Source organism: bacterium (genome assembly GCA_019912885.1).
In the GTDB taxonomy this organism is placed as follows: Bacteria; Lernaellota; Lernaellaia; order JACKCT01; family JACKCT01; genus JAIOHV01.
In genome coordinates this window covers 1-3,430 of the sequence record JAIOHV010000037.1, presented here as the reverse complement: position 1 = coordinate 3,430, position 3,430 = coordinate 1, and the positions used below count along the sequence as shown (strand labels likewise).

Below are 3,430 nucleotides of genomic sequence, written 5' to 3'. Positions count from 1 at the left end.
AGTCCGATCTGTCGAGCACGGATATCAACGCCGTCATCAACGCGGCCGTCGGCCGCATCACTTATTGCTTCTCGCGCGGCATCGAGGAAAACCCCGAAATGTCCGGCGTGGCGACCATCCAGTTCACCATCGAGCCGACCGGCCGCGTGTCGAACGCGGTGGTCTCCGCCTCGACGCTCGGAAGTCCCGTCGCCGAGGAGTGCCTGCGCCGCCGGGTGATGCGCCTGCACTTCCCGGCCTACGCCGGCGCGCCGAAGACGGTCCGCTTCCCCTTCAAGTATTCGCGATGATCCGGCGCCGCGCGGCGATCGCGGGGCTTGTCGCGTTTGCGGCGATCCTTGCGGCCGGCTGCGCGACGCGCCCGATGCCCAAGTCCACCGCCGAGATCACGCTCGACGCGCTGCATCTCGAGGTCGATCCCACGGGCGAATTGCCGCCCCGGTTCTGGGATTCCTGGACGCTGATGCAGCAGGGCAAGGCCCTGTTCGAAAAAAAGCGTTACGACGAGGCGCGCAAGGCCTTCGCGCGCGTGGTGGCCGAATATCCCGAATCCGAGGTCGTGCCGCACGCGCTTTTCAACGTGGCCCTGTGCCATGAGGCGCTCGGCGAGTGGGACGAGGCGCTTGCGATCTACGTTGCGCTCGAAAAAAAGCGCGGGGCGACGATCGAACTGAAGGAGTTGCGCCTTCGCCAGGCCGAATGCGCCGAAAGGGCCGAACTCTGGTCCGAGGCGGTGGCGATCCTCGAGCGTCTGTCGGGCATGTTCAGCCTCACGCAGATCGAGCGCATCAACGCGACGATCCGCCACGGCGTCGCGCTCTTTCGCGCCGACGACGCGCTGCGTGCGCGCGATCGCCTGAAGACGGGCCTCGCCGCGTACGAGGATATGACAAAAAAACAGTTGCCGGTCGGCACCTATCACGTGGCACGCGGTTATTTCACGCTCGGCGAGATCTATTTCGATTTCTTCGACCGGGCGAAGCTCGAGGGGGAAGGGCGCGATCTGGCCGAGCGCCTGGAGACCAAGGCGCGCCTGTTGCTTTTAGCCCGCGAGAATTACCTGCATTGCCTGCGGACCTACCAGGCCGACTGGATGCCGGCGAGCCTGCATCGCCTGGCGCACGCGTTCGAGAAATTCTACTTCGCCATGCTCGAATACCCGGTGCCCGCGGACCTCGACGAGGAGGAGGCGATCGCGTACCGGCGTCGGCTGGACGACAAGATCCGCAACGTCTTGCTCAAGGCGATTGACGCTTATGAGCGGAACATTAAGCTGGATCGCGAGCTCGGCCTGAAATCGCCGTGGGCCAGGAAGTCCGAAAAGCGGCTCGCGGTCGCGCGGCGCTATCTGAAACCGGAATCGGAGTGACCGTGCGCAAGCGCCCGTCGATACATGCGGCAAAGGCCCGCGCAAGGCTCGCGGGCGGGGCGCTTTTTGTTGTGGCGTTGGTCCTTGCGTCCGTCCCCGCGGCGGCGCAGCTTTTCGCCGGCGAGACGTTAAAATACGAATTCGGCTGGAACGGCATCGCCGCCGCCGACGTGCTCGTCAAGATTCGCCCGGGCAACTGCGACGAGCCGTGCCTGGCCGGTTATATCGAGGGCAACGGGCGCAAATACCTCGACATGTTCTGGCGCGTGCGCGACCGCTTCGAATTCACCGTCTCGAGCAAGGACTACAGCCCGCGCCAATACGCGTTCCTCCAGCGCGAGGGCGGATTCAAGCTCGATACGCGCATCTGGCTCGACAAATCCGCGAACCTGCTGAAATCCAGGCGCTACCGCGTCGACAAGAACAAGGACTACACCGACAAGCAGGCGCCCGCGGAAGGGATGTACGACCCGCTGGGCGCGATCCTCTACATGCGTTCGCGCCCCTTGAATGTCGGCGACAAGGAAACCGTCAACGTCTTTGACGGCAAGCGCCGGCACGTCCTGGAGTGGACCGTCCTCGGCAAAGAGCGCGTTTCCATCAAACTCGGCGTGTTTGACGCCATCAAGATCTTCCCGCGCATCATCAAGTCGAGCACCAGGGACGACGAAAGCAAGGTCGAGAAGGTCAAGAAAGTGACCATCTGGGTGGAGGACAAGCCCGCCCACACGGTGCTCAAGATCGAATCCGAGGCGTTTGTCGGCCACATCTACGCCGAGCTGGCGGGGCGATAAAACACCCCGTTCGACGCGCTAACCCGTTGATAGTGTTGCGCAATCCACGATTCGCGGACCTGCCGCGTCAGTTTTTTATCGACATCCGCTCGCGGTCCGTGCTATACGACCGCTGGTAATTCACCACAACCCGTGGCTCGGAGGGCCCAAGTAATGAGCAAGAACCTTGCATTTCTGTGGACATTGATCGCGGTTTTCATGGCGATGAGCGCCATCACCGCCGTCGGTTGCGGTGACGATGACGACGACGACGATGATGACGATGACGACGACATGGACGACGACGACGCCGACGATGACGATGCCGACGACGACGACGCGGACGACGACGACGACGCGTGCACCGGCGAAGATCTGTGCGCCCGCACCGTGGACGACGGTTGTGCCGACGTCACCATGGAAGAGTGCATGGTGTTCTACGACAATCCGGCCAACTGCGCCGACATGGACGGCTATGTCGCGTGCAACTGCGATTGCCTCGCGGAACCGACGTGCGACGATTACTTCGCGTGCGGCACGGTGTGCTTCGACTCCCTATGCTAGAAAATCGACGATCCTGACCTGAACGACGCCCCCGGCCATTCCGCCGGGGGCGTTGCACTTCTGACGGCGCGAGCTTGAAAGCGGTTTTCGCGGCTCGGCGCCAGGGAGGTCATGACGATGCGTTGGGAACTCTTGGTGTTTGTCTTGGCGGCGCTATTCGCATTCGGCGCCGCCTTCGCCGGCTGCTCGTGCGGCGATGATGACGATGACGACGATGACGACGACATGGACGACGACGACGCGGACGACGACGACGATGCCGATGATGACGATGCGGACGACGACGATGCGGGCGACGACGACACCGCTTCGTGCGAGACGGAGGATGTCTGCGAAAAGGCCGTGGAAACAGCTTTTTTCGTCGAAATGTCGGATTGCGAGGATTTCTACGATGGCGCGCCGGAGACATGCGGCGACTGGCCGAATTTTGAGACGTGCGGCTGCGACTGCGCCGCGGAAGAAGATCCCGCGAACTTCGAGGTGTGCTACGGACAGTGCGTCCAGCAGTACTGCATCGAAGGTTTCTAGGCCCCTCCAGGATTGACGACCGTCGCGCGGAGCGCCTTGCTCCGCGCGATTTCTATTGTGCGTCCAGCATGGGCGCTGTCTTGTAGGTGTAAGTCCGACCGAGAGGAGGCCATCCCGATCGAAGCGAAGCGCAACTGCGGAAGGGCGACCGACCGTGGGGAGGAAGCGTGGAGCGAACCCGCGGGCCGACGTACAG

The 3,430-nt window shown here is 62.9% G+C and carries 5 protein-coding genes; all 5 read left to right on the top strand.

Annotated features, from left to right (window positions below; all coding sequences use genetic code 11):
* Positions 1-290 (top strand): AgmX/PglI C-terminal domain-containing protein (locus K8I61_03075; protein MBZ0270991.1); only part of this gene is annotated, 290 nt, incomplete at its 5' end.
* Positions 287-1,369 (top strand): tetratricopeptide repeat protein, encoded by a 1,083-nt coding sequence (locus K8I61_03070; protein ID MBZ0270990.1) that lies wholly within the window; start codon positions 287-289, stop codon positions 1,367-1,369. The genes K8I61_03075 and K8I61_03070, both read left to right, overlap by 4 nt.
* A gap of 71 nt (positions 1,370-1,440) precedes the next feature.
* Positions 1,441-2,163 carry a DUF3108 domain-containing protein gene (locus K8I61_03065; protein MBZ0270989.1) on the top strand — a complete coding sequence of 241 codons (723 nt, stop codon included), beginning with the start codon at positions 1,441-1,443 and terminating at the stop codon, positions 2,161-2,163.
* A gap of 153 nt (positions 2,164-2,316) precedes the next feature.
* On the top strand, positions 2,317-2,706 hold the full coding sequence (locus K8I61_03060) for a hypothetical protein (GenBank protein ID MBZ0270988.1): 390 nt from the start codon (positions 2,317-2,319) through the stop codon (positions 2,704-2,706).
* 117 nt (positions 2,707-2,823) lie between these two features.
* The gene (locus K8I61_03055) at positions 2,824-3,234 is read left to right on the top strand and encodes a hypothetical protein (protein MBZ0270987.1); all 411 of its coding nucleotides are present in this window, start codon (positions 2,824-2,826) and stop codon (positions 3,232-3,234) included.
* Positions 3,235-3,430 lie beyond the last annotated feature (196 nt).